We start from the raw sequence: 22776 nt of genomic DNA, 5'->3' as shown, positions 1-22776 counted from the left end.
CGCACTCGCCAGAAAACTCCTGGTCATCCTCAATGCAAAAGCACGCGATGCGCGCAACGAGTTCGTAATTGCAACTTGACACCCCAGATAGTCGCTCTCCCCCCATTCGTGGGGGCGAGGAACCCGCATCCTGCCAAGTTCGCGCCTTCTTTGAGCGTCTCACATCGCGGTAAAGCCGTTATCCACAAACAGATGCGTGCCGTTGACGAAGCTCGACTCGTCGCTGGCCAGGTAGAGCGCTGCCCTCGCCACCTCTTCCGGTTCGCCGATGCGGCCCTGCTGCGCGGCCAGCGCCGCGTCGGAGACGTCGACGCCGAGCCTGCCGAGGTCGGCGACCTCGCGCAGGCCGTGCGGCGTGCGGATGAAGCCGGGGCAGACCGCATTGCAGCGGATGTTGCGGTCGCGGAACTCGACGGCGATGGCGCGGGCGAACATGTGGCAAGCGCCCTTGGTGGTGTCATAGAGCACTTCGTTGGGAGTCGCCGCCACCGCCGAGATCGACGAAGTACAGACGATCGAGCCGCCGCCGGCCGCAATCATGCCGGGCAAAACGGCGCGCGTCATCAGGAACATCGAGCGCACATTGACGGCATGCAGCCAGTCCCATTCCTGGACCGTCGTCTCCAGGAAGGGTTTGATGACGATGGTGCCGGCGTGGTTGAACAGCACGGTGACCGGTCCGAGTTTTTCGATAGCACCCTTCACCGCCGTTTCGACCTGGGCTTCGTCGGAGACGTCGGCGATGAAATGCTCGGCTATCTGTCCCCGCGCGCGTATCGCCGCTGCGGTTGCGGCGGCCGCCTCGCCGTTGCGGTCGATGATCGCCACCTTGGCGCCTTCGGCGGCGAACAGCTCCGAAGCCGCTCCGCCCATTCCCGTCGCTCCTCCCGAAATGATGGCGACCTTGCCGGCCAGTCTTGTGCCCATTTTTCTGCCCCTGTGTGACGATTTCGCTTTGCTGGTTGGGCGATGCTACCGCGCCCGTGCCGGGCGGCCAATCCACGAATTGAGCGCAGCGAGGGCAAGGCCATAGGTCCATTCGGACGCAGAAGCAAAAAACGGACGCGCCATATGGATCGGCCGTCCGAGCGCTCCCTCTAAGCAAGTGCCTACCAACTTCCGGCATCATAGGAGAAAATTATTCTGTCTTTAGCCCAAAAATAGCAATCGACAAAGTCTACCAGTTTTATAGATTAATCGCCGAGACGGAGGTCGATATGTCCTACATCCAGAACGCCCAGACGGATCGCAGCGCTCAGCGGTCGGCCAATGCCCAGGCCTTTCGCCCGGCCTATGCCGGGGCTTTCGCCTATCTCGTCTTTGCCCTTGCGTTCGTGTTCACCGGGGCAGTTGTTCTGGGCCTTATTCCCTGAGTCGTCAGATCGACCGGGGTTAGCTGCCCACCGCTTTCAGGCAATCGGAGTTGAATGAACCGAATCCTCGGCGTGCTTTCGCGCGCCCGACACAACGGAGGACATGGCAATGCCGATCGAGTTCACGCATATTCCGGGTAAGACCGCCGATGCCGCGGTTCCCTTTTTCTACGACTTTGCCGAGACCGCGACCAAGCTCGGGCTGATCGAGGATGGCGGCTTCCGCAAGATCGTCGTCGACGATTCGGCCGGGCTGCTGACCAACATGGATCTTGCGGCCCAAGTGCTCGATCGCACCTCGTCGCTGGAAGTCGTGCTCACCCATTGGGCGGGCGTGGTCGAACCGACCGTGGCAGCCCGCCAACTGGCGTCGATCGACAGGAAAAGCGGCGGACGCCTGGCGCTGAGGATAATCAGCGAGCCGCTGAGCGACGCCGACGCCGAAACACGGCCGGTCGGGCACACCGTCATTTGGCAGCGCATAGACGAATATCTGGTGTTGCTGAAGCGGCTGTGGTCGAACGACCGGCCCTTCGACCACGAAGGAACGTTCTACAGCATCAAGGGCGGCTACGTGCCGCGCAAGGGACCGCACGGCGCCGACCTGGTCATCCGCATGGGCGGGCAGTCCGGAACGGCACTCAAAGTTGCCGGCCGGCATGCCGATGTCTTTGAATTGGCGCCGGGCTCGATCGATGAGATCCGGCAATTGATGGAGCGGGTGCGCCGCTCGGCCGCCGAACATGGCCGGGCCGGCAAGCTGCGCTTCGCGCTTCCGGTCGGGATTCACCAAGGTGCTTCCGTCTCCGGCCACAAGGCGATCGATGTTGCCGGGCCGCCAGCCCAGGCCGCCCTGTCGCTGCTTGCCTATGCAGCCCTCGGGATCGATGAATTCATGATTGTCGGCGTCGACACGCCGCGTGAGATCGCAACGGTCGGCCGGGAAACCATCGCCCTGCTGCGCAATTCGCTGGCGCGTCGCGAACACGAGGCATTCCAGCCTGGGGCATATGCGTCTCGTGCAGGATTGGAGACGCGCGCAACGGGCTGAGTTCTGGCCTACGGAATGAAAGCTATTCCGGTAACGCCGAGATCCTTCACACCCCCCTCTGTCCTGCCGGACATCTCCCCCGCAAGGGGGGAGATCGACAGCTTCACCCGCAGCGCTCGTCTTGCCACGTTGGCGATTAGTGAAAGCCGAGATGACAGCCAATCTCCCTCCTTGCGGGGGAGATGGCCGGCAGGCCAGAGGGGGGTGCTCTCCCGCCGGCATTGATCTTGGCGCCCTAACTCGCCATGCCCGACAATCGCGACAGGCCTTCAATGACAGCGCTGGAATCAGCGAGCGCGCCAAAGACGCCATCCTCAACCGTCACCATGTGAAGCGCTGCTTCGTGCGCTTGTCTGTCGCCGCTGGCGCAAGCGTCCGAGATCGTCAGGCATTGGAAATTCCGGTCGCAGGCTTCGCGCAGCGTGGTGTGGACGCAGACATCCGTCGTGCATCCGGAAAACATGAGATGCGTGATGCCTTGCGCGCGCAGGACAAGCTCGAAATCCGTATAAATGAAGGCGCTGTTGCAGGTCTTGTCGACAATGATGTCCTGCGGGGCCACATTGATCTCCGGAACGATCTGGAACCCCGTGCCCGAGCGCAGCAGGATATCGGTGCCGTCGAGACCGGCGCGCTTGCGGCGCCATTTTTCGTAAGGCGTCATATCGGCCATATCGGCCCGATAGCCCTGCCTCGTGTGGATGACCCTGACGCCGGCCTTGCGCGCGGCCGCGATCAGCCGGCTCACCGTCGGCAGGATCGCTCTCAGAGGCGACGGGTCATAGCCCTGCCTGGCGAAATAGCCTGATGCCGAAAGGAAATCCTGCTGCAGGTCGATGACGATCAGCGCGGTGTTTTCGGCCACCAGCCTGCCGTCATAGGGGAAATCGAAGGGCGTTGCCTTGATCATCCGGGGCTCCCTGCCTCGGCCGCCACCATAGTGGATCAGCGCGACGACACCAGATGCTGGGCGTCGTGCAGGCGCCGATAGATACCGCCGGCGCGGAGCAGTTCGCTGTGCGAACCCTGTTCGACGACGCCGGACTCCGAGACGACGACGATGCGGTCGGCGCCGCGGATCGTGGCCAGCCGGTGTGCGATGACCAGCGTGGTCCGGCCCTCGGCAAGTTCGGCCAACGACTTCTGGATTTCGCGCTCGGTCTCGGTGTCGAGCGCCGACGTCGCCTCGTCGAGGATGAGGATCGGCGGGTTCTTCAGGAACATGCGGGCGATCGCCAGCCGCTGCTTCTGGCCGCCGGACAATTTTACGCCGCGCTCGCCGATGATCGTGTCAAAGCCGGCCGGCAGGCCCGATATCATGCCGTCTAGCTGCGCCCGCCGCGCGGCATCGGTGATGGCCTCGTCGGAGGCGCCGAGACGGCCATAGGCGATGTTTTCGCGGATCGAGCCGCCGAACAGGAAGACATCCTGCTGGACGATGCCGATCTGGCCACGCAGCGAAGCGAGCGTCATGTCCCTGATATCGATGCCGTCGATGCTGATCCGCCCGGCGCTGACTTCGTAGAACCGCGGCAGCAGCGAACATATGGTGGTCTTGCCGGCGCCCGACGGGCCGACGAAGGCGATGGTTTCGCCGGCGTGAATGGCGAGATCGATATCCCTGAGCACCGGCTTGCCGTCACCATAACCGAAGCTCACACCGCGATATTCGATGTCGCCCTTGAGCCCGCTGGCGGTAACGGCATCAGGCCGGTCGGCGATGTCGGGTTCGGTGTCGAGCAGCTCGGTGTAGCGGCGGAAGCCTGCAATGCCTTTTGGATAGGTCTCGATCACCGAATTGATCTTTTCGATCGGCCGCACGAAGACGCCGACCAGAAGCAGGAAGCCGACGAAGCCGCCATTGCTCAGGCCTCCCGTAATGACGAGGTAGCTGCCGGCGATCATGACCACGAGCTGGATCAGCCTGATGCCCATATAGTTCAGGGAATTGCTGGCCGACATGATGCGGTAGGCGTCGAGCTTGGTCTGGCGGTAGCGCTGGTTGTCATGCGCGAAAAGCGTGCGCTCATGCTCCTCATTGGCGAAGGCCTGGACGACGCGCATGCCGCCGACATTCTCCTCGATGCGGACGTTGAAATCGCCGACACGCCGATAGAGCGCCTGCCAGTTGCGCTCCATGCGGTCGCCGTAGCGCATCGTCACCCAGGCGATCAGAGGCACGATCACCGCCGTGATCAACGCCAGATGCATGTTGACCGTGAACATCAGCACGAAGGCGCCGGCGAAGGTCATGATGGCGATGAACAGGTCCTCGGGGCCATGATGCGCGATCTCGCCGATCTCCTCGAGATCCTTGGTGACGCGGCCGACGAGATGGCCGGTCTTGTGATTGTCGTAAAAGCGGAACGACAGTTTCTGCAGATGATCGAAGCTCTTGCGCCGCATCTCGGTCTCGATGTTGATGCCGAGCATGTGGCCCCAATAGGTGACGACCGCCATCAGCACCGTGTTGAGCAGATAGATCACCAGCAGCCCGGTCGAGGCGATGATGATCAGCGTCCAGTCCTGCTGCGGCAGCAGCTGGTCGACGAAGGTGCGGACCGCCATGGGAAAGCCGAGTTCGAGCAGACCGGCCAGCACCGCGCAGGAGAAGTCGAGCGCGAACAGCCCCTTCCAGGGCGCGTAGTAGGAAAGGAAACGTCTGATCATCGAGGTGAACCGCAAGCTGTCTTGATGGACGCGGCGAGGGCGCCGGCCGCCATCGATGGGCGCTGCTTACAATCGGCAGGGCAGGGCCGGCAATATGCCAGGGCCGACTTCATTGCCTGCCTTTCCACATCAGCGCCATGAAATAGGGGCCGCCCACGAAGGCGGCGATGAGGCCGGCCGGCACTTGCCAGGGAAAGATCAGCGTCCGCCCTGCCCAGTCGGCGGCAACGAGGATCAGCCCGCCTGTCATGGCCGAGGCCAGAAGCTGCGGCACGGCGCGGCGGAAGCCGAGCATGCGTGCGAGGTGCGGCGCCATCAGGCCGACGAAGCTCAGCGGGCCGATGACCAATGTCGCGGTTGCGGTGGCCAATGCGGTGAGCGCAAGCAATGTGGCGCGAACACGTCCCAGTCGCAGGCCAAGGCCACGCGCGGCGGTTTCGCCGAGCGGCAGTATATCGAGCCAGCGCGCGGTCAGCGGCGCCAGCGCGAGGACGGCGACCGCGATCGTTGCTGCGGTGAGGGCATCATTGGGTGTTGCGCGATAGGTCGATCCCGACAGCCAGGTGAGCAGGAAGTCCATGCGCGGATCGCCGCTGGCCAGAAGCAGCGCGGCGAAGGCGGACGCGACCGTCGCAACGGCGACGCCGGCAAGCAGCAGCCGTTCCGGCGACAGGGCATTGCGCCGCCCGGCCAAAACAACGATCGTCAGCGCCAGCATGGCGCCGGCGAGGGCGGCGCCGAGCATTGCCGCGCGGTCGAAGCCGTCGCTGAGCAGCAGCAGCGCCAGCACGCCGAAAGAGGCGCCGCCGGAAATGCCCAGGACCTCGGGCGCGGCCATCGGGTTGTCGGTCATGCGCTGCATCAGCGTGCCGGCGACGGCGAGCAGGACGCCCGCCGACAGGGCGACGACGACGCGAGGCGCGCGCAGGGCAAGCAGCTCGGTCAAATCCGCGGATGCGATCCAGTGCCAACCGCCTGCGGCACGGCCAAAGCCGATGGCGAGGACAACCGCGAGGATAAGCGCCAGCAGGCCCGCGATCAAAGGCAGGCCGTTTGTCGGCAGGCGTACCGACGACATCATGTCGGCTTGCCTTTCGGGAGTGGTTCGCATTCGCGGCAACAGGAACAGCAGCAGCGGTGCGCCGAGCAAAGCGGTCGCGGTGCCGGCGGGGATTTCGCCGGCGAACGGCAGATGCTGCACCAGCCGGTCGGTGAGCCAGAGCAGGGCGCCGCCGACCAGCGGCGACCAGACCAGGCGGCGGCCAAGCGTGCGCGCTCCGGCCAGCCGCGCCAGCGCCGGGGCGGCGAGCGCCACGAAACCGATGACGCCCACCTCGGCGACGACCAGCGCACTGAGCGAGACGGCGACAGCCATGCCGGCAAGGCGGATGACGGCCGGCCGGGTGCCGAGCGATGCCGCGCCGTCGTCGCTGAGATCGAGCAGGCGGAGCGGTCGCCAGAGCAGGAACGCGGCGCAGATGCCGGCCAGCAGCCACGGCGCCAGAACAACGACCGCCGCGTCGCCATTCTGCACCAGCGAGCCGCTCTGCCAGATGAACAGCTCCTCGGTGTATTCGCGGTTGAGCGCCATCAGCAGCGCGCCGGCCGAGCCGAAAGTGAGGCTGACGACGAGGCCGGCGATGATGATCGACACTGGCGAAAAGCTGCGCCCGCGCGCCAGTGCGAAAACGGCTGATGTGGCGAGCGCGCCGCCAGCCAGCGCCACGCCTTCGCGGCCGCCTTCCAGCAGCCATGGTGCGTAGAGGGTGGCGGCCGCCAAAGCGAGGCTCGCTCCAGCATTGGTGCCGATCGTGGTCGGCTCGGCCAGCGGGTTGCGCAGCACATGCTGCATGACGACACCGGCGAGACCGAGTGCCGCGCCGGCCAGCACGCCGACGGCAACACGCGGCAGGAAGGCATAGCGATACAGCAACTGCACTGGATCGGATGTATCGGGGGCGGTGAGCGCCTGCCACCACAGGTGCGTCGGCAGAATATGGATGAGATCGAAGACGGTCAGCATCAGCGCCAGGCCCGCGGGCACGGCCACCAGCAGGATGAGCGCGCCGATGCCGTCGCGCTGTCGCGGCAGGGACATTGCCTGGGAAATCATGCCGCTGCCACGAATTCGGCGAAACGCGCGGCAGCAGTGAGACCGCCGAACGGCCAGACCGGCGGAATGGTCCGCACCTGGCCGTTCCGGACGCAGGGCAGATTGGCCCAGAGCGAGCTGCGGGCAATCCTGATCCTGACGTGCGGCGGGATCGGATCGAGCGAGATCAGTTGTGGCTCGCCGACGGCGACCAATTCCTCGATGCCGACCGTGGAGAAGCCCCATTCATTGGTGGCGCCGGTCCAGGCGTTGACGAGGCCGAGCCGGTCGAGGACATCCTGCAGCAGGCTGCCGGCGCCGTAGACGCGGACATGCCGATCATCGAACATGCTGACGACGCAGACCGGTTTTTGCACCGCCCGCTCCAGCCTGGCACGCGCTTGGGCGATCGAGGCTTCGATGCGCCCGACAAGGTTTTCCGCTTCCGTCCTGCGGCCAAGCATGTCGCCAAGCTGCAGCGTCACCTGTTGCGCCTGCGCGTAAGGTGGAGCCTTGCCGCTGTAGAACGGCACGTTGAAGGTCGGCGCCAATCTGGTGAAGCTGTTCTCGTCCAAGCCATAGCCATAGGCGCCGACGATCAGGTCGGGCCGCAATTCCCGAAGCAGCTCGAGATTGGGTTCGCTGCGCGATCCCAGGTCGATGGTGGCCTGCGGCAGTGCCGGGCCCTGGACCCAGTCGTCATAACCCCTGATGTCGCCGACGGCGAGCGGCGACAGGCCGAGCGAGACCACCATTTCGGCCGATGTCCATTCCAGGCAGACGACGCGGGCAGGTGCCGCGCGTGCCGTGCCGCCGGGCAAAGCGAGACCGGTCGCGGCGAGGCCGGCAAGACACTGGCGCCGTGTCAGCGCCGCCATTTTGGGCCGGCCCGCCACACTGCTTCTACCATGTGTATTTCACCGCGCCGTTGATCCTGCGGCCCTCGCCATAGAAGCAGCCGAAGCCCGAGGAGAAACAGGAGGCGACATAGCGTTTGTCGAACAGATTGCTGACATTGAGGCTGAGTGTGGCATTCTGCCAGGTGTAATGGACCGCCGCATCGGCGAGCACGACCGATGGAACCTTGAAGGTGTTGGCGTCGTCGCCATAGGTCGAGCCGACATAGCGGACGCCGGCGCCCAGCCCCAGGCCCTCCAGGCGGCCGCTGCCGAGGGTGTAATTCGCCCACAGCGACGCGGAATGCTTCGGCACACCGAAAGGCGTATTGCCTTCATTGCTGATTGAACTCCCATTATCATCAACGACAGAAGTCGCCTTGGTGATCCTGGTGTCGAGATAGGTGTAGGCCGCTCTCAGGTCGAGGCCGGAATCGAGGCTGGCAACGGCCTCGATTTCGACGCCGCGAGAGCGAATCTCGCCGGTCTGGAACATGTCGTCGGGCCGGCCCTCATTGCCATAGCGCACGACATTCTGCCGGGTCAGGTCGAAGGCCGAGACCGTGATGAACGAGTTCCAGCCGATGGGCTGGTATTTCAGCCCGATCTCGTACTGCCTGCCGGTCTCGGGCACGAACAGATTGCCATTGCTGTCGGCGCCCGCCACCGGCTGGAACGATTCGGAGTAGCTGACATAGGGCGCAAGCCCGTTGTCGGCGAGGTAGACGAGCCCCGCCCGGCTGGTGAAGGCGTTGTCCTTCTGCTCGGGAATGTAGCCGCCGGCCAGATTGTCGTAGACCTTCGAATCCGACCAGTCCTGGCGGCCACCCAGCGTCAGCCGCCAGTTGCCCAGCTTGACCTGGTCCTGCGCATAAAGTCCGATCTGCTGCTGGGTGGTGTCGGTATCGGTGTAGGGCGTCAAACCGGTCACCGGGCTGCCATAGACCGGGTCGAAGATGTTGAGGTTGTCGACAGCCCCTTCGGACGCATAGTCGCGATAGGTGTAGCGCTTGTAGTCGAGACCCATCAGCAGCGTATGGGCGAGCGGTCCAGTGTCGAAATCGGCCTGTGCCTGGTTGTCGATGGTCACACCGCTGAGCTTGGTGCCGCCGGCATCGGCATAACGGGAATAGTCGCCGGCATCGTTCAGAAGACCGCCGCCGAAGACGCCCTCCTCGGTATGGGTGAGATGGACGTAGCGGGCATGCTGGCGGACCTGCCAGGTCTCGTTGAAACGATGATCGAATTCGTAGCCGATCGACGCCTGGTCGTTGTTGTAGCTGTCGAATCCGGGCTCACCGACGAACATGCCGTTGGGCAAGAACTTGCCATCCTTGCCCGGCGTGATCGTGCCGTATGCCGGCAGATATTGCATCGCCCATCCGGAGCGGTCGCGCTGGTAGTTGGCGAGGATGGTCAGGCTGGTGTCGGCATCGGGCTGCCAGGTGATCGCCGGGGCGATGAAGATGCGATCGTCCTTGACGAAGTCGGTCTGCGTGTCGCCCATGTGAGCGGCGCCGGTGAGGCGAAACAGCAGCGACTTGTCGGCGTTCACGGCACCGCTGAAGTCGAACTTGCCTTGATAGTGATTGAAGCTGCCGCCACCGAATTCGACCTCGCGCAGGTTTTCCTCGGTTGGCCGTTTGCTGACATAGTTGATGATGCCGCCGGGGCTTGCCTGGCCGTAGAGCACCGATGCTGGTCCACGCAGCACTTCGTAGCGTTCGGCGCCATAGGAATCGAGTGCGGTGAACAGGGTGAAATTGCTCTCCTTGAGCTGCAGGCCGTCCTTGTAGAAGACGCCGTTGGCGTTTGAAATGCCGCGCAACTGCAGGCCGAGGCCGCGATTGTCGGTGCCGTAGAGATTGCCGGTGGCGCCGGGTGTGTAGCGCAACGCGCTGTTCAGGCTGTCGACGGCCTGCGCTTCCATCTGGTCTCGGGTGATGACCGATATCGACTGCGGCGTCTCGACCAGCGGCGTGTCGGTCTTGGTACCGGTGGAGCCCTTGGTGGCTACGTAGCCCTTGATCGGCCCGAAGGCGCTTTCGACACGTTCCTGGACGTTGATCGGGTCGAGGGTGGTGGTGACCGTCTCCTGGGCCAGGGCATGGCCGCAGCCAAGCAGGGCCGGCAGCGACACCGTCGCGATCAGCAGGCGCTTTCGCGCTATCCGGTCCTGCCAAATCAGTCCATGTCCCGAAATCATCCTGCGCGCCCCCTGTTTCCAAATTTTCGTGCCGATATTGCCGGTAGCGACGATTTGTTGATCGTTGCAGTCATCTTCAATGTTGACTAGTAAGGTCATGTTTCATAGTCAACCGGGCATGACCCGTCGAAAGCCGGAATCTGGAAATGCGGGCGGCCGCACTGGAGAAAAGCCATGAGCATGGCTGAAATTGATGCCCAGACTGCCTTCCATATCGACGCGGTGCGCTTTGCCGTCGGCGAGCGGACGCTGCTCGGTCCGGTCTCGCTCGAACTGCAGCGCTCGCGCGTCTATGGGCTGATCGGCCACAATGGTTCGGGCAAGTCGACGCTCATCAAGCTCATGGCGCGCCAGCAGCCGGCGAGTTCAGGGGCTATCACCTTCGCCAGGCGTCCGCTGCCGCAATGGGGCGCCCGCGAATTTGCCCGCGCGCTTGCCTATCTGCCGCAGACGACACCGGCGGCGACCGGCCTGACCGTGCGCGAACTGGCGACATTGGGGCGCTATCCCTGGCATGGCGCGCTTGGCCGTTTCCGCGCCGAGGACAGGCAGCATGTCGACGAGGCGCTGGCCCTGACCGACATGGAAGATTTCGCGGACCGGCTGGTGGACGAATTGTCGGGCGGCGAGCGCCAGCGCGCCTGGCTTGCCATGCTGGTGGCGCAGAACGCCGGCGTCATGCTGCTCGACGAGCCGATCTCGGCACTCGACATCGCCCATCAGGTCGAGGTGCTCGGGCTGGTCAAGGAGCTCAGTCGCAAACGCGACCTATGCGTCGTCGTCGTGCTGCACGATCCCAACATGGCGGCGCGCTACTGCGACGAGCTGATCGCGCTCAAGGACGGCAAGCTGCTGACGCGCGGCACGCCCGGCGAAATCATGCGCAGCGATGTGCTGAAAGGCATTTTCGGCGTGGAGATGGGCGTGTTCGCGCACCCCGTCACCGGCCAGCCTGTCGGCTATGTGCAGTGACGAGATCTGATGCGGCGGCGGGAAATAGAAGGCGGCTGGCCGCTGTGAGAACAAGGAAGAAGCTGTTGTCGAGAAGTGGTTTGTTGGCGGCGTTGGTCGCATCCGTCATCCTGTCGGCCGGCAGCGCGATGGCCCAGGAGCAACCCGCCGGTGCCGCACCGGCAATCGAAGCCCCCACCCCGGCTGCTCCCGCGGCCCCAGCGCCGATTGTGCCGGCTCCCGCCGCACCGGCAGGCGCTCCGCCGGCCGTGATGGCGCCTTCGCAGCCAGGCACCCAGCCGAACGCGGCTGCGCCGGCCGAGGCCGGACCTTCGACGGCGATGGAGCTGACCTTGCCGCATGACCTGTCGCCATGGGGCATGTTCATGGCGGCCGACGTCGTCGTCAAGGCGGTGATGATCGGGCTGGCCTTTGCCTCCCTCGTCACCTGGACGATATGGTTGGCCAAGTCGCTGGAGCTTTTGGGTGGCAAGCTGCGCATCCGTCGCGCCGTGCGGGCGATCGGCGAGGCCGCCACGCTGAAGCAGGCCAGCCGTACCCTCGACCGCAGCGGCGGTCCCGGCGCGCTGCTGGTGCGGGCGGCCGAGGAGGAGACCGCACTCTCAGCCGGCGCGCTCGATCATGTCTCGGGCGATGGCCTCAAGGAACGGGTCACGTCGCGCCTGTCGCGCATCGAGGCAGCGGCGGCGCGGCGCATGTCGCGCGGCACCGGCGTACTGGCGACGATCGGCTCGACCGCACCCTTCGTCGGCCTGTTCGGCACGGTCTGGGGCATCATGAATGCCTTCATCGGCATCTCGCAGGCGCAGACCACCAATCTCGCCGTGGTCGCGCCGGGTATCGCCGAGGCGCTGCTGGCCACCGCGATGGGCCTGGTCGCCGCGATACCGGCCGTTGTCATCTACAACGTCTTTGCCCGTTCGATAGCCGGCTATCGGCAGATCCTCGCCGATGCCGCGGCCGGGGTCGAACGGCTGGTCAGCCGCGACCTGGACTTCCGCACCGTTGCGCCGGCAACGCCACTGGCGGCGGAGTAGGCGCCATGGGAAGCAGAATCCGACAGGCCATGGATGATGATCTCGAGGAAAGCCACGAGATCAACGTCACCCCGTTCATCGATGTCATCCTGGTGCTCTTGATCATCTTCATGGTCGCGGCACCGCTGGCCACGGTGGATGTCAATGTCGATCTGCCTGGTTCGACGGCAACGCCCGCACCGAGGCCCGAGACACCGCTGTTCCTGACGCTGAAGGACGATCTGACGCTGGCGATCGGCAATGACAGCGTGCCGCGCCCGGCTTTCGCCACGACGCTGGACGCCAAGACCAAGGGCGACAAGCAGACGCGCATCTTCCTGCGCGCCGACAAGGCGGTCGCCTATGGCGACCTGATGGAGGCGATGAACCTATTGCGCGGTGCCGGCTATCTGAAGATCGCGCTGGTCGGCCTGGAGACGGCTCCCGCGTCCAATTCTCCGGCGCCCGCAGCCATGGGTGCGCCGACGCCATGACGCAGGCGGTCGCTGTGCCCTCGGTCCAGTTGTCGCGCTTCGGTTGGCGCGACCTTGGCTTGTGGGCCGGTGCTGCCGCGCTGGTCCTTGGAGCCCATGTCGCGGTCGCCTATGCAGTGCAGAACCTCACAATGGTCACCGAAGCGGATGGCGGTCCCCCCCCCGCGCAGATGATCGAGATGGCACCGATGGTGGTGATGCCGGCCGTGGAAGAACAGGTCGCCGCGCTGGATGCGGTGACGCCAGATCAGACCGAACCGACACCGACGACCGAGCCGACACCTGAAGAACCGGTCGAAAAGGCGGAGCCGGTTGTCGAGCCGCCGGAAGCGGTCGCGCCAGACGAGACCCAACCCACCCAGACCGAAACGGCTGAACAGGTCGATCAGCCGCCGCCGGATGAGGCCGTCCCCAATGTTGCCGAGGCTGTCACGCCCGACGTCGTCATTCCCTTGCCGCAGCCGAAACCGGTCGAAGCTGTCAAAGACAAGAAACCGGTTGCGGCCAAGGCGAAAAAGCCTGTCGAGAAGCCCAAGCCGCGGCCTAAGAAGGAGAAAGCGGCTCCGCCGAAGACGGCAACCGTCGCCAGCGCCGACGCACGGCCCGCGGCCAGGATCGCCGCGCCGAAGTCGGCGGAATCGACGTCTCGCTCCGGCGAGTCCAGCAAATGGGACTCCCGTTTGGGCGCCTGGATCAAGCGGCACACGCGCTATCCCAGCTCTGCCAAGGCCCGACGCGTCGAAGGCAGGCCGTATGTCGCCTTCACGGTCGACTCGTCCGGCCGGGTCCTGTCCGCCAGGCTCTCTCGTTCCTCGGGGGATGCGGATCTGGACCGTGCGGCGCTCGCCGTGCTGCAAGGCGCCACGGTGCCGGCACCGCCACCGGAACTCGGTTCGCGTCTGAGCCGTACAGCGCCGTTCGTGTTCAGCCTGCGCAACTAGAGCATTTCACCGTTTCACGGAAACGGCGAGCTGCTCTAACTCTTTGTTTTGACGCAATTCTCTGGGGAAAGCGCTACGCGCTTTTCCCGGGAAAACCGCTTCACACTTTCCTGGAATTGCTCTAGAGCCGAACTTGATCGGGCCGGCCTGTCAATAGGCCAGTGACAGGCTCAGGGCCTCGACCTGTTCGAGATAGAATCGGCATTTCGTGCGCAAGGGCCCGAGGCCCGGGTCATCTGCGCCGTTGATCTCGATGGTCTGCATCATGAAGTCGAAATGGGCGTGGAAAGCATCCACTGTACCCCAGAGACTGTCGGCCTGGCAGCTGTCGGCAATCGCCATCGAGACGAGTTGGCGGGCCTCGACCCGCGCGGCGTCAGGCGATGGCGGCCGCCTGGCGATCAAGACGTCGAGCCGGCTGAAAATGCTTTCCCTGGCATCGACGCTTCTGATGTTGGCTATCATGTTCATGTGCAGGTCCCCCTTGGCATTCCAGACGCGCAATAGGTTCCGGTCCGAAATTGAGAAACTGGTGATCAGAGCATTTTCAGCGGCGCCAATGAACGCGTCGCGTTTGGGCGGGCGACATGCATCAAGCTTGAGCGACCGACTGCCGGTCCTGCGGGCAGGATGCAATCAGGGCCGGGATGGCGGTTGCATCGGAGGGATGGCCCCTGATGATGTTGGCGACCTCGGCGTCGGCCTGCTCGAACCAGTAGACCATGTCGGCGCGGCGCAGGTCCGTCGCGGCCTTCTTCAGCAGCGGCAGCAGGCTTTGCAACGCGCACAGCGTCTCCCAGCGGTTAGGGCGGGAGGTCGAGCCGGCCACCGCGCATGCGGCTGACGATTGCATGTCGCTACGCTCTCCGTGGCTGGGCGGCACGACTGTCTTTTGCCTGCGCCTTGGGATGCAGCGGGTTGCCGCTGAGCTGCGCATGCCTGGCCGGCCGTGCGCCGCGAAGAACGTCGAAGGCCTCTGCATAGGCCATGCCGAGCAGATAGGAGATCATCGGAAAACGGCTGGCTTCGGCCATTTGCACGAGCTCATTGGTCATCGACGAAATATATTGAAGACTATCGATTTCCGACTGGCGTAAGGATTGATTTGGCACGTGCTGCTCCTGTCTCTGGTTGTACCTAGGGAACGCGTTACTGGCCGCGATACACATAGTTGGTCGACTAATTGATGGATTGGCCCGCCGTCGAGGGATCTCTTTCCGGGGTCGAGAGGGTCAAGGCATAGATCGGTGCGTCGGTGAAACTGTCGAGACCAAGCAACCGCTTGATCGCGGAATGACTGAGCGCGGCTGTCGGACATGCCGACAGGCCATGGTTGGTCGCCGCCAGCATGATGTTCTGGCCGATATGGCCGGCCTCGATCAGCACGACACGATAGGCGTTGGCGTCCTCATATTTCCACATCGTGCGATCGAGCTTGGCGCAAAGCAGGACCAGGCACGGCATGGCGTTGGCCCACTCCTGTCCGCCGACCAGTTCGGAGATCTTCGGCAGATGGTTTGCGGAAATCCTGCCAAGGTCGTGATCCGCGGCGGAATAGTGATAGACACCGGGTTCGAGGCCATCGACGCCGAGCGCGACCACATAGGCCTCATAGGGATTTCGCGCGCCGCCTGAAGGGGTCATGCCGAGTGGCAGGGTGCCAACGCAATTGGCGGTCTCGCCGATGATGCCGAGCCCTGCAAACAGGCAATCGGAAAGCTGTTTGGCCGTGATGGTGGGTTGAGCCGCCGTGCGGTTGGTGCGGCGCCGCGCCATCAAGCTGAGAAGTTCATTGTCTTCCAGTGCATTCGGCAGCTGGATGGCGCCCGCGGAATTCTTGAGCATGAGGTTCGGCTGCGGCGTATGGCCGGCGCGTTCTATCTGCCGCTCTTCCGCTTGCTCGATGGTCATGTACTCGCTGTCCTGGACGCAGAAATGCATCAGCGCCGTCGGAAGCCCCCAACTCCATTGTCCTGAAAACTGTTCCTCCTGCTCGGCGAGAGGCGATCCGGCTGTGACCAGCGCGGAGAAATCGAGCAACTGGGGAACGACAGCCTTCAACTCGGACTTCGACCATCCATGGGCGCGGGCAATGTCCGCCGTCGATGCCCATTTGTCCCACGATGCGAGAAGGCCGACCATCTCGGGGCTGCATTCAAACACGCTTCTGGTCAGGAAGTTGCATGCCGTGACTTTGTTCGGTCCAGGGTAGAAAACAAGCGTTTTCGAAGAGCGCATTTTCATGAAGCTGGTTGCCATCTGCGGAGCCGAGGCGCCGACAAGCAAGACGCTCGTCGGCGCAGAACGGCTTCAGCGCTTGTTGTAGTGCATGCCCTGCGAAAAGAAGACGGTCTGCGTGCCGGCGGCAATCGTCAGCTTCGGAGCATTGGTCACTTTCTTGGCCATTTTCATCCCTTTCCTGACCCCGATTTGGGATCCGTTGAAAGACCCCCAGAACGGGATCCGCGTGAAGAAAGGTAAGGTCGGAAGAGTTAATGGTTTGTTAAAATTATAGTAAAACCACGGGCCTAAGACGGACCCGTGGATTATCTTTCCTGGCGTTAAAGTGTAAAATATCGATTTTATTCAGATACAGAGTAGACAATCGTTAGCATACGCTTTATCGGCGTACGCTTATTCTTATTTGGCGTAAGGCACGGCGATCCGGGGGTTACCCCAACCCGTCCCGGGTGAGGCTGACAACCAGTTGATCGACGCCCGGATCGTCGAGATTGATGACATGCGCCATGCTGATGGCATCCCTTGCGTGGATGTTGGCAATGTCTCGCCGCATGATGACGGACACGAATGCCGGGCCGGCCTCCGTCAGGAGCATGGCCTTGCCCATCAGCACCGGTTCGGAGATGGGGGCCCATTGCACGGAGATCAGCGACGGCTCTCCGGTCTGGCGGCGATTGATGCCGCTGAAATAGATCCAGTTCAGCCGCGAGATCGCCACGCCATAGTGATTGCCGCGCGCCCGTGCCCAGGTCGATCCCCGGCGCTCCGACCATCCGGTGACCCTTCGGAAGGTGACCAGTTCGGCTTCGCGCCGCACGAAGGTCACCGAGCGCATCAGCAGGTCGAGGCGGCCCGGGATCGAGAAATAGGTGAAATAGGTGCCGCCCGCGATCGAAGGACTGGGAGGGCGGATCATCTGGTTGAACAGGCTTTCGGAAACCGGCGGCAGGCCACGCATCGCTGGCTCGGGTGCGCCGGGATCCTGGTACAGTTCGGCCTCGTCGATCCGAAAGTAATCGCATATCAGCTTGGCGGTGGCCTTGTTGGGAACGGTCTGCCCTTGCAGGTAGCGTTCGAACTGCGTGCGATTGATGTGCAGCTCACGGCATACCGCACTTACGGAGGCATGGTCCTTGCACAGCCGTCTAAGGTTTGCAGCGAGATTCTCGCGAATTGACACGTCTTTGCTTCCGCAGGCGGATTTTTCATTTCGACTCGAAATCCATATAGCGTCTCCGGCCGCCCCCGCCGAACGCCTGGTCACAACGCACAGAAAAAACTGATTTGGTAATCTCAATTTAGTGGGGCAGCTTCCAAAAAGAACGCAAACAATCCGTGGGCAGCTTCCGCCATAAGTCCAATTGACAACAGTTTTGTCGGATATTGCGAAATAGGCGATGTAGCGCGGCTTTTTAAGGTGCGCTGGGCAGAGCAATGCCAACGCGGGGCAAGCCGGGACGAGCGTCGCGGACCGCATCTGGCGCGGAGAGTGGAGAATTATTCCACTGGTGGAGCTGAGGAGGATCGAACTCCTGACCTCGTCATTGCGAACGACGCGCTCTCCCAGCTGAGCTACAGCCCCGTCCAGCGGATGGGCGCATTTATCGGGCGCCGCGGTTTCCTGTCAAGGCGGAGGTTTGCCGAAATCCAGTGCCGTCAAGCGTCGAGTTGGCGCCGGCGGATAGCGGCCCTTGCCGGTTTTGTGTATTCGCGCCTTCGTTGGGGTGTCGGCGACATGCCGCCCTACAGGTCAGACCGAGCCGGTATTGGCGCCCCACAGAAAGGCGGCCCTTGCCGGTTTCGCGTGCAATGGCTACATGTCGGCAACAATTGGAGACCGGCATGCTCGCCCTCATTCAAACAATCGTCATGGCGCTTGACCTCTACTGGTGGATCATCATCGCCTCGGCGATCTTTTCCTGGCTCTACGCCTTCAACGTCGTCAATTCGAAGAACCAGTTCGTCGGCAGCATCGGCAACATGCTCTACCGGCTGACCGAGCCGGCGTTGCGGCCGATCCGCCGCTTCATGCCGGACCTTGGCGGCATCGACATCTCGCCGATCATCCTGCTTCTGATCCTGTTCTTCCTGCGGCAGTTTCTGCTCACCACGGTGGCGCCTCTGATCCTGTGAGCAGGATGACCTTATGAGCACGCCGTTTCGCCTGCGCGAAAACGGCGCCGAGCTGTTTGTCCGGCTGACGCCAAAGGCTGCGCTGGACAGGCTCGAAGGCTTCGAGGCCACGGCGGACGGGCGAAGCCATCTGAAAGCGCGCGTCCGCGCCGTACCGGAAAACGGCGACGCCAATCATGCGCTCGAAAAGCTGATGGCCAAGGCTCTGGGCGTGCCCGGGTCCGCTGTCTCGGTTGTCGCCGGCGGCACCGCGCGGCTGAAGACCGTGCGCATTGAAGGCGATCCGGCGACGTTGGCGAATAGCATCGAGGCGCTCGGCCATCAGTCCTGATGTCCTTGCCGGAGGGTTCAATCGCCCAATGGCAAACGCGGATCGTCGACTTTCAACGTGTTCACGCTCTGCTTGATGCGGCGCAGATTCTCCAGAACCCTTGGTCCGCGCGTCTCGGCGACCGAGGTGACGATCATGTCGACGATCGACAGCAGCGCATAGCGCGACGATGTGGGCTTGTAGATATTGCCGTCCTCGAGCGACTGGAAATGGATGACCGTGTCGGCGACCTTGGCGAGTGCGGAGTCCGGCGGGGTGATGGCGATCGTGGTGGCGCCATATTGCTGGGCGACCTGGACCGCATCGATGACCGATCGCGCATAGCCGGAGACGGAGAAGGCGATCAGCGTGGTGTCAGGGGTGGCGACGGCGGCGTACATGCGCTGCAATTGTCCGTCGATCTGCGCCAGCACCGACACGCCAAGCCTGAACAGCCGGTTCTGCATTTCGGTCGCCATCATGGACGAAATGCCACCGGAGCCGATGCACAGCACATTGCCGGAAACAGCGATGCGTGCGGCGACGGCGACCAGCGTCGTCATGTCGAGGTTTTCGCTGGCGCGCTGGATGGCCGATATCGCCGCTTCGGTGATGGCGGAAGCGATGCGCTGTTCGCGGGCATCGCGGCTCAACGGTTCCGGCGACAGATACTGGCCGCCGATGGCGATGGCCTGCGCCAGATAGAATTTGAAGTCGCGCAGGCCCTCGCAACCGAGGTTGCGGCAGAACCGCGTCACCGTCGGCTCGCTGACGCCGACGCGCGCGGCAATTTCCGAAATCGCCGCCTTGGAGACGAAATCGAGGTCGGCCAGCACGAAGCCGGCCAGCTTGCGATCCGACTTCGTTCCGTCCTGCGACATCAGCTGCAGGCGCGTGATGATGTCGGCCGGCGTCTTCATGCTGCTATTTTCATAGAGGCAGGCCCGTTGCCTTGTCGAACAGATGGATGTTGCCGGGGTCGACAGAGACCGGCAGCAGGTCTCCCGGCCTGACCGGCACCCTGTCACGGAACACGGCGCGTACCGTATCAGCACCGATAGCGCCATAGACATGTGTTTCGGAGCCGGTGGGCTCGACGACATCCACCCTGATCGCCATCGCATCGACAGCCTCGCCGATGATAAAATGCTCGGGCCGGATGCCAGCCTCCACCGCGCTGTCCGCCGGCACCTGTTTGCCGGCAAGCGCAAGCCGCCCGCCACCGGCCGATTCGAACCAGGTTTTCTCAAGCGCCGCCTTGAGCGAACCGGACACAAAGCTCATCGACGGCGAGCCGAGGAAGGAGGCGACGAACTTGTTGGCCGGCCTGTCATAGAGCTCCAGCGGCGCCCCGACCTGCTGGATCCTGCCGCGGTCCATCACGACGATGCGGTCGGCCATCGTCATGGCCTCGATCTGGTCGTGGGTGACGTAGACGATCGTCGATTTCAGCCGCTGGTGCAGCGCCTTGATCTCGACGCGCATCTGCACGCGCAATTGTGCGTCGAGGTTGGACAGTGGCTCGTCGAACAGGAACACAGACGGTTCGCGCACGATGGCGCGGCCCATGGCGACGCGCTGGCGCTGGCCGCCCGACAGCTGGCGGGGATAGCGGTCGAGATAGGAGAAGAGATTGAGGACGCCGGACGCCTTCTTGACCTTCTCATCGACCACGGTGCGCGTCTCGCCGCGGATCTTCGGGCCAAAGCCGATATTGTCGGCTGCCCTCAGATGCGGAAACAGTGCATAGGACTGGAACACCATGGCGATGTTGCGCTGCTGCGGCGGCAGCGCGTTGGCGCGCACGCCGCCGATCAACAGGTCGCCCGACGTGATCGTCTCCAGCCCGGCCAACATGCGCAGCAAGGTCGACTTGCCGCAGCCGGACGGGCCGACCAGGACGACGAACTCGCCGCTCTTGATGTCGAGGCTGATGTTCTCGAGGATCTTGTGCTGCCCGAAGGATTTCGACAGATCACGAAACTCGACATCGGTCATGGTCACGCTCCCAGAATGTCGTCGATGAAGGGTAGGCAGCCGGCGGTCAGTCCCGCGTCCACCGGCATCACCACGCCTGTTATTCCCGATGCGCGATCGGACGCAAGGAAAGCGACGGCTTCCGCCACTTCCGCAGCGTTGACGATACGGCCGAGCGGATAGAGCCGCTGCAATTTGCCGAGGATTTCGGGATCCTTGGCAAGGCGGTGGTCCCAGGCGGCGGTGCGGATCGATCCCGGGCAGACGACATTGGCGCGCAGGCCGCTGCGGCCGAGCTCGACGGCGATCGCCTTGGCATAGGCGTTGATGCCGGCCTTGGCGGCGGCATAGGCGGGATTGCCGAAATGCGCGATGGCGTTTACCGACGAGATGAAGACGATGCTGCCTGAGCCGCGGCCTGCCATCGCCTTGACCAGCGGGTCGGCGAAGTTCATCACGCCGGTCAGGTTGAGATCGAGTTCCTGCTCTATTCTGTCGGGATCGAGTGCCGAAATCGTCTCGGCGCGCGTCCAGCCGGCATTGTTGACGAGAATGTCGGGCACGCCATTCCGGTCGAGGATCGCGGCGACCGCCGTGGCTATCGATGGCTTGTCGAGAAGATCGAAGACGTGGTGGGAGGCAAAATGCGGACTGTTCAGCGCCTCGCTTGACTGATCGCAACCGACGACCTTGGCGCCTCTTTGCGCCATCAGCGCCACGATGGCCGTGCCGAGGCCGCCGCCGGCACCCGTCACCACGACAGTCTTGCCCTCGAACTCGGCCCGGCCTTCGAACTCGGCCCTGCCTTCGAACTCGGATTGCGAAACCACCGTGCGTCATCCTCCGGGAGTTCTGACAGATCGCAGAAGGCCTAGGCCTGTAAATGTAATTAAGCAACAGAATAATCTGCTTGCAAGCCTTCAAATGATCGATAATGTAGGAAAGTCACATAAATCTTCTGCTCCGGCACGAAGAGGCGCGCAGGCGCAAATCAAAATGGGAGAGATCAAATGAGCCTTGCAAAATGGACTGTCGGCCTGATGGCCGGGATGAGCATGCTGGCAATTGCGGCGCAGGCGGATGCGGGTGAGGTGCGGGTCACCGTGGCCGAGTACAGCGCCAAGACTGCTCCCTATTTCGCCGACGTCAAGAAGGAATTCGAGGCGGCGAACCCCGGCACCACCGTCAAGTTCGAAGTGGTGCCGTGGGATGTGCTGCTGCAGAAGCTGACCACCGACATCACCGCCGGCACCAATGCCGATCTGTCGATCATCGGCACGCGCTGGCTGATCGACTTCGTCCAGCAGGATGTCGCCGAGCCGCTCGACAGCTACATCAAGCCCGACTTCAAGGATCGCTTCATCGACACCTTCCTGTCGCCCTCGATCATGGACGGCAAGACCTACGGCCTGCCGATCGCGGCCTCGGCGCGCGCCATGTACTACAACAAGGAGCTGTTCGAGAAAGCTGGCATCGCCAAGCCGCCGGCAACCTGGACCGAGCTGCAGGACGATGCGCGCAAGATCAAGGCGTTGGAGTCCGGCACGTTCGGCTTCGGCCTGCAGGGCAAGGAGATCGAGACCGACGTCTATTACTATTATGCGATGTGGTCGCAGGGTACCGAAATCCTCAACAAAGACGGCACTTCGGGCCTGAGCACGCCAGGTGCGCTTGAGGCCGCCAAGCTCTATAAGTCGATGATCGACGAAGGCCTGACCGAACCCGGCGTCACCTCCAACAACCGCGAGGATGTGCAGAACCTGTTCAAGCAGGGCAAGGTCGGCATGATGATCACCGCACCGTTCCTGTCCAACCAGATCAAGGACGAGGCGCCGAACCTGAAATACGGCGTGGCGGCCATTCCCGCCGGACCGACCGGCGCGCGCGGCACTTATGGCGTGACCGATTCCATCATCATGTTTAAGAACTCCAAGAACAAGGACGAAGCCTGGAAGCTGCTCGATTTCCTGTTCACCACGGAGCAGCGCGCCAAGTTCACGCAAGGCGAAGGCTTCCTGCCGGTGAACAAGGAAGAGGCCAAGATGGACTATTACGTCAACAATGCCGATCTGGCAGCGTTCACCGCGCTCCTGCCCGACGCCCGCTTCGCGCCGGTCATTCCGGGCTGGGAAGAAGTCGCCCAGATCACGTCGGACGCCATGCAGAAGATCTATCTCGGCGGCGACCCCGAGGCAGGCTTGAAGGAAGCGGCGGCGAAGGCCAACACCGTGCTGAAGAAATAGGGGCCGTGCTGAAGAAATAGGGCGTATTCCCTGCGCCCGTGGGGGGGGGGGGGGGGGGGGGGGGGGGGCGGCCCCCGCCGGGGGGCCGCGGGGCGGGGGGGCCGGCACGGGGCGAGACAAGAACCCAGACGGAGCGGCGGGCCCGGGGGGGGGGGCCCCCG

General features: G+C 63.5%; 23 protein-coding genes and 1 tRNA gene. 9 read left to right on the top strand and 15 right to left on the bottom strand.

Annotated elements, in window-relative coordinates; all coding sequences use genetic code 11:
- Positions 1 to 159: 159 nt before the first annotated feature.
- Entirely contained in the window at positions 160 to 927 is a 768-nt protein-coding gene (locus NKK51_RS31035; RefSeq protein ID WP_023811180.1) for an SDR family NAD(P)-dependent oxidoreductase, read from the bottom strand.
- A 290-nt stretch (positions 928 to 1217) separates the two neighbouring features.
- Between NKK51_RS31035 and NKK51_RS31030 the strand changes: the two genes are divergently transcribed.
- A complete protein-coding gene (locus NKK51_RS31030) occupies positions 1218 to 1373 on the top strand; it encodes a hypothetical protein (RefSeq protein WP_023811179.1) in 156 nt (51 codons plus the stop codon).
- A 109-nt stretch (positions 1374 to 1482) separates the two neighbouring features.
- Positions 1483 to 2424, top strand: a complete 942-nt coding sequence (locus NKK51_RS31025) for an LLM class flavin-dependent oxidoreductase (protein WP_352556079.1) — start codon at positions 1483 to 1485, stop codon at positions 2422 to 2424.
- A gap of 235 nt (positions 2425 to 2659) precedes the next feature.
- On the opposite strand, the gene NKK51_RS31020 is transcribed toward NKK51_RS31025, so the two are convergent.
- From NKK51_RS31020 to NKK51_RS31000, 5 genes are all read right to left on the bottom strand, one after another.
- A complete protein-coding gene (locus NKK51_RS31020) occupies positions 2660 to 3334 on the bottom strand; it encodes a cysteine hydrolase family protein (protein WP_352556075.1) in 675 nt (224 codons plus the stop codon).
- A 35-nt stretch (positions 3335 to 3369) separates the two neighbouring features.
- On the bottom strand, positions 3370 to 5094 hold the full coding sequence (locus tag NKK51_RS31015; RefSeq protein ID WP_352442124.1) for an ABC transporter ATP-binding protein: 1725 nt from the start codon (positions 5092 to 5094) through the stop codon (positions 3370 to 3372).
- A gap of 109 nt (positions 5095 to 5203) precedes the next feature.
- Positions 5204 to 7207 (bottom strand): Fe(3+)-hydroxamate ABC transporter permease FhuB, encoded by a 2004-nt coding sequence (gene fhuB, locus NKK51_RS31010; protein WP_352556071.1) that lies wholly within the window; start codon positions 7205 to 7207, stop codon positions 5204 to 5206.
- A complete protein-coding gene (locus NKK51_RS31005) occupies positions 7204 to 8064 on the bottom strand; it encodes an ABC transporter substrate-binding protein (RefSeq protein WP_352556069.1) in 861 nt (286 codons plus the stop codon). The genes fhuB and NKK51_RS31005 overlap by 4 nt, the downstream gene beginning before the upstream one ends.
- Before the next feature lie 25 nt (positions 8065 to 8089).
- The gene (locus NKK51_RS31000) at positions 8090 to 10288 is read right to left on the bottom strand and encodes a TonB-dependent siderophore receptor (RefSeq protein WP_352556067.1); all 2199 of its coding nucleotides are present in this window, start codon (positions 10286 to 10288) and stop codon (positions 8090 to 8092) included.
- A gap of 174 nt (positions 10289 to 10462) precedes the next feature.
- Here NKK51_RS31000 and NKK51_RS30995 point away from each other — a divergent pair, with 174 nt between their 5' ends.
- The 4 genes from NKK51_RS30995 (at position 10463) to NKK51_RS30980 (ending at position 13711) form a co-directional block, all read left to right on the top strand.
- Positions 10463 to 11260 (top strand): ATP-binding cassette domain-containing protein, encoded by a 798-nt coding sequence (locus NKK51_RS30995; protein WP_502900907.1) that lies wholly within the window; start codon positions 10463 to 10465, stop codon positions 11258 to 11260.
- A gap of 65 nt (positions 11261 to 11325) precedes the next feature.
- The gene (exbB, locus tag NKK51_RS30990; RefSeq protein WP_352556065.1) at positions 11326 to 12297 is read left to right on the top strand and encodes a tonB-system energizer ExbB; all 972 of its coding nucleotides are present in this window, start codon (positions 11326 to 11328) and stop codon (positions 12295 to 12297) included.
- 5 nt (positions 12298 to 12302) lie between these two features.
- Entirely contained in the window at positions 12303 to 12770 is a 468-nt protein-coding gene (gene exbD, locus NKK51_RS30985; RefSeq protein WP_128304102.1) for a TonB system transport protein ExbD, read from the top strand.
- Positions 12767 to 13711 carry an energy transducer TonB family protein gene (locus NKK51_RS30980; protein WP_352556063.1) on the top strand — a complete coding sequence of 315 codons (945 nt, stop codon included), beginning with the start codon at positions 12767 to 12769 and terminating at the stop codon, positions 13709 to 13711. The genes exbD and NKK51_RS30980 overlap by 4 nt, the downstream gene beginning before the upstream one ends.
- Positions 13712 to 13861: 150 nt before the next feature.
- Here NKK51_RS30980 and NKK51_RS30975 read toward each other — a convergent pair whose 3' ends face one another.
- The 6 genes from NKK51_RS30975 to NKK51_RS30950 all read right to left on the bottom strand — a co-directional run bounded on the left by NKK51_RS30975 (position 13862) and on the right by NKK51_RS30950 (position 17534).
- Positions 13862 to 14182 carry a hypothetical protein gene (locus NKK51_RS30975; protein ID WP_164780107.1) on the bottom strand — a complete coding sequence of 107 codons (321 nt, stop codon included), beginning with the start codon at positions 14180 to 14182 and terminating at the stop codon, positions 13862 to 13864.
- Between the two features lie 121 nt (positions 14183 to 14303).
- Positions 14304 to 14564, bottom strand: coding sequence for a hypothetical protein (locus NKK51_RS30970; protein WP_352556061.1), 261 nt, complete (start codon positions 14562 to 14564; stop codon positions 14304 to 14306).
- A 4-nt stretch (positions 14565 to 14568) separates the two neighbouring features.
- Positions 14569 to 14823: a hypothetical protein gene (locus NKK51_RS30965; RefSeq protein ID WP_352556059.1), complete on the bottom strand. Its 255-nt coding sequence runs from the start codon at positions 14821 to 14823 to the stop codon at positions 14569 to 14571.
- Between the two features lie 67 nt (positions 14824 to 14890).
- Entirely contained in the window at positions 14891 to 15853 is a 963-nt protein-coding gene (locus tag NKK51_RS30960; RefSeq protein WP_352556058.1) for a SagB/ThcOx family dehydrogenase, read from the bottom strand.
- A gap of 529 nt (positions 15854 to 16382) precedes the next feature.
- Positions 16383 to 17132 (bottom strand): helix-turn-helix domain-containing protein, encoded by a 750-nt coding sequence (locus NKK51_RS30955; protein ID WP_352556056.1) that lies wholly within the window; start codon positions 17130 to 17132, stop codon positions 16383 to 16385.
- A 326-nt stretch (positions 17133 to 17458) separates the two neighbouring features.
- Positions 17459 to 17534, bottom strand: a tRNA-Ala gene (locus NKK51_RS30950).
- A gap of 260 nt (positions 17535 to 17794) precedes the next feature.
- Between NKK51_RS30950 and NKK51_RS30945 the strand changes: the two genes are divergently transcribed.
- Positions 17795 to 18085: a YggT family protein gene (locus NKK51_RS30945; RefSeq protein WP_023811703.1), complete on the top strand. Its 291-nt coding sequence runs from the start codon at positions 17795 to 17797 to the stop codon at positions 18083 to 18085.
- Between the two features lie 13 nt (positions 18086 to 18098).
- Positions 18099 to 18416: a DUF167 family protein gene (locus NKK51_RS30940; RefSeq protein WP_352556054.1), complete on the top strand. Its 318-nt coding sequence runs from the start codon at positions 18099 to 18101 to the stop codon at positions 18414 to 18416.
- A 17-nt stretch (positions 18417 to 18433) separates the two neighbouring features.
- Here the strand turns inward: NKK51_RS30940 and NKK51_RS30935 are convergent, their stop codons facing one another.
- The 3 genes from NKK51_RS30935 to NKK51_RS30925 are packed head-to-tail and all read right to left on the bottom strand — an operon-like array spanning position 18434 to position 21202.
- Positions 18434 to 19315, bottom strand: coding sequence for a MurR/RpiR family transcriptional regulator (locus tag NKK51_RS30935; protein WP_013528979.1), 882 nt, complete (start codon positions 19313 to 19315; stop codon positions 18434 to 18436).
- Positions 19316 to 19325: 10 nt separating this feature from the next.
- Positions 19326 to 20393, bottom strand: a complete 1068-nt coding sequence (locus tag NKK51_RS30930; protein WP_352556052.1) for an ABC transporter ATP-binding protein — start codon at positions 20391 to 20393, stop codon at positions 19326 to 19328.
- 2 nt (positions 20394 to 20395) lie between these two features.
- Complete coding sequence (locus tag NKK51_RS30925; protein ID WP_352556050.1) at positions 20396 to 21202, bottom strand: SDR family oxidoreductase; 807 nt, start codon at positions 21200 to 21202, stop codon at positions 20396 to 20398.
- Positions 21203 to 21382: 180 nt separating this feature from the next.
- On the opposite strand from NKK51_RS30925, the gene NKK51_RS30920 reads away from it, so the two are divergent.
- Positions 21383 to 22615: an ABC transporter substrate-binding protein gene (locus NKK51_RS30920; protein WP_352556048.1), complete on the top strand. Its 1233-nt coding sequence runs from the start codon at positions 21383 to 21385 to the stop codon at positions 22613 to 22615.
- Positions 22616 to 22776 lie beyond the last annotated feature (161 nt).

It is taken from the genome of Mesorhizobium sp. M0011 (assembly GCF_040324155.1).
GTDB lineage: Bacteria > Pseudomonadota > Alphaproteobacteria > Rhizobiales > Rhizobiaceae > Mesorhizobium.
The sequence above is the reverse complement of the archived record's forward strand: the minus strand, read 5'-3'. Positions and strand labels throughout refer to the sequence as shown.

Excerpts from the sequence above, each read along its gene's own strand:
- NKK51_RS31035 (WP_023811180.1), bottom strand. The coding sequence starts at position 927 with ATGGGCACAAGACTGGCCGGCAAGGTCGCCATCATTTCGGGAGGAGCG.
- NKK51_RS31030 (WP_023811179.1), top strand. The coding sequence starts at position 1,218 with ATGTCCTACATCCAGAACGCCCAGACGGATCGCAGCGCTCAGCGGTCG.
- NKK51_RS31025 (WP_352556079.1), top strand. The coding sequence starts at position 1,483 with ATGCCGATCGAGTTCACGCATATTCCGGGTAAGACCGCCGATGCCGCG.
- NKK51_RS31020 (WP_352556075.1), bottom strand. The coding sequence starts at position 3,334 with ATGATCAAGGCAACGCCCTTCGATTTCCCCTATGACGGCAGGCTGGTG.
- NKK51_RS31015 (WP_352442124.1), bottom strand. The coding sequence starts at position 5,094 with ATGATCAGACGTTTCCTTTCCTACTACGCGCCCTGGAAGGGGCTGTTC.
- fhuB (WP_352556071.1), bottom strand. The coding sequence starts at position 7,207 with ATGATTTCCCAGGCAATGTCCCTGCCGCGACAGCGCGACGGCATCGGC.
- NKK51_RS31005 (WP_352556069.1), bottom strand. The coding sequence starts at position 8,064 with ATGGCGGCGCTGACACGGCGCCAGTGTCTTGCCGGCCTCGCCGCGACC.
- NKK51_RS31000 (WP_352556067.1), bottom strand. The coding sequence starts at position 10,288 with ATGATTTCGGGACATGGACTGATTTGGCAGGACCGGATAGCGCGAAAG.
- NKK51_RS30995 (WP_502900907.1), top strand. The coding sequence starts at position 10,463 with ATGAGCATGGCTGAAATTGATGCCCAGACTGCCTTCCATATCGACGCG.
- exbD (WP_128304102.1), top strand. The coding sequence starts at position 12,303 with ATGGGAAGCAGAATCCGACAGGCCATGGATGATGATCTCGAGGAAAGC.
- NKK51_RS30980 (WP_352556063.1), top strand. The coding sequence starts at position 12,767 with ATGACGCAGGCGGTCGCTGTGCCCTCGGTCCAGTTGTCGCGCTTCGGT.
- NKK51_RS30975 (WP_164780107.1), bottom strand. The coding sequence starts at position 14,182 with ATGAACATGATAGCCAACATCAGAAGCGTCGATGCCAGGGAAAGCATT.
- NKK51_RS30970 (WP_352556061.1), bottom strand. The coding sequence starts at position 14,564 with ATGCAATCGTCAGCCGCATGCGCGGTGGCCGGCTCGACCTCCCGCCCT.
- NKK51_RS30960 (WP_352556058.1), bottom strand. The coding sequence starts at position 15,853 with ATGGTCGGCCTTCTCGCATCGTGGGACAAATGGGCATCGACGGCGGAC.
- NKK51_RS30945 (WP_023811703.1), top strand. The coding sequence starts at position 17,795 with ATGCTCGCCCTCATTCAAACAATCGTCATGGCGCTTGACCTCTACTGG.
- NKK51_RS30940 (WP_352556054.1), top strand. The coding sequence starts at position 18,099 with ATGAGCACGCCGTTTCGCCTGCGCGAAAACGGCGCCGAGCTGTTTGTC.
- NKK51_RS30935 (WP_013528979.1), bottom strand. The coding sequence starts at position 19,315 with ATGAAGACGCCGGCCGACATCATCACGCGCCTGCAGCTGATGTCGCAG.
- NKK51_RS30930 (WP_352556052.1), bottom strand. The coding sequence starts at position 20,393 with ATGACCGATGTCGAGTTTCGTGATCTGTCGAAATCCTTCGGGCAGCAC.
- NKK51_RS30920 (WP_352556048.1), top strand. The coding sequence starts at position 21,383 with ATGAGCCTTGCAAAATGGACTGTCGGCCTGATGGCCGGGATGAGCATG.